Source organism: Mesotoga infera (assembly GCA_011045915.1).
Classification (GTDB): Bacteria; Thermotogota; Thermotogae; order Petrotogales; family Kosmotogaceae; genus Mesotoga; species Mesotoga infera_D.
Map to the genome: position 1 here is coordinate 1 of DSBT01000135.1, position 1,894 is coordinate 1,894.

1 protein-coding gene is annotated in these 1,894 nt (G+C 44.4%); it reads left to right on the forward strand.

The genetic code is table 11. The annotated features are described in order from the left end of the window. The coding region (locus ENN47_05045; protein ID HDP77545.1) for a class I SAM-dependent RNA methyltransferase at positions 1-530 on the forward strand (530 nt) is incomplete at its 5' end. Positions 531-1,894 lie beyond the last annotated feature (1,364 nt).

Here is a 1,894-nt window from a genome sequence, read left to right on the forward strand (position 1 = left end):
AGAGATTTGAAGTTCCTCCTGTTGCTTTTTTTCAGAATAATCTCGAAGTTACCGAGCTTATAATTCAGCATATTATGAATGAAATGGGACAATCGGTCGGCAATTCTCTTCTTGATCTATATAGCGGTATTGGAACCTTCTCGATCACAATCGGGAATCAGATGAAGAAGGTCACGTCAGTAGAGTCGAATCCCGTTTCGGTGAAGGCACTCAAAGCCAACGCTAATCTTAATGGAATGTTCGGTATCGATCTCGTTATGAATGACGTCGTGGACTTCTTGAAATCAAATGAGAGGCAGTTTTCGACTGTTATTCTAGATCCTCCCAGAGCCGGTGTGGGTGATGGTATTAGACTTCTAGAAAAGGTTAAGCCCTCTCGAATCTTCTATGTCTCTTGTGACCCTGCAACTCTGGCAAGAGATACCGCGAAGCTCATAGAGTCAGGCTATGAAATCTCTTCGGTAAAGGCCTTCGACATGTTTCCCCAGACCTGGCACGTTGAAACGGTTTGTCTGCTTGAGAGAAGATAGGTACCGACAAAGAGGCCTTATGAAGCGGATAACCAGAGAGCTGGGTCCTTTCTGATTTTGGAAAAGGAAGTGCCCGCAATTATTTGGGAAAGATGATAGGCCTGAAGATTGAGAACCATGGTAATGAGCCGCACCTATTAAGCTGAAGATCTCTTGGTAGAACTCAACAGATCCGTCTAGAAGATCTATCAGAAGTGACTGCGAATCTCGCAGAGTGAGATGGACGGAAGTCAGATAGAAGAAGCATTCGATATACTGAGTCAGAATCAACCGTTGTTAAGTGAGCAAGACAATGAGTGGTCGACCAACGGATTGAACAGCACTCCATCTGAGAATCTTGTTTCAGTAACTATCTCGACTATGACGCATACGAAGAGATTAATTCATGCGGCTGTTGCACCTTTTCTGGGGCTTCGACTCCGCAGGAAGAGATCTACTAAGCAACGAACATCTTGGGGAAACTATCAACCCTGTTGCAAATTGCAATCGCAAGAAGACAATGCTGGGGGAGATGATAGGCGACTGGGTGAAAATCGTGGAGGTCAGGTGCCCCAGTCAAGAGCAGAGTTTCTTACATAGAAGAGAGTAAGAATGCCGATATCCTTCTGAACTTCACTTTCGTGGACCGCTCAATAGCGGTTGACACTTATGTACATAAAGTTCTTAGCAGAATTGGCATACTCAGAGCAAAAGCTCGCGTTGAGATTGCAGACTTAGTGAGTCGGATAATTGCCGACAGTACAGGAAACATGCGCATGAATGGCTATCACAACATGGAATGAAGACATGCAAGTCAAGAAGCCAAAAAAGCGTAGGCAGCTGTATATGTGAGTTGTATTAGCGGGACAATAAGAACACCGCTTCTATCTGAATTCATTCATGAACTTGCCAGGTCGCTCCTGCCTTATTCTTTATGGAAGCTGAGTGAAGAATCTGAGATCCGAGATAGATGGCGAATCGCTCCAATGCGAGTTTTGTCGGATAGCCGCCTCACGAACCTTCACAGCGCAATTCCATCACCCCATTCTGAAGCAAGTTGAGATGGTTATTTGCCTCAAAATGAACCAACTCCAGTCTTTTCGATTTGGGAAAGATTCTTGCCGAAACTTCTGCTATGAATCCTTGTTTTCTGGATAAAAATTCTGGCAAATTGTGATAGTGATTCGACAGCGGGGATCATTACTAGCACAATTCATAAGAAATTCTGATTCATGGTTTTGCTTCTCAGCATTTGTTTGCATGACAGCAATATCTTCAGATACTCGTATCATTATACACATTTGCCAGCCCTTTGGCCTATAATTAGCAGAGGGGATTCCTTGCCTGAAAGGAGACAAGCGATGGCCAGAAGAAGCAGCGGCGGA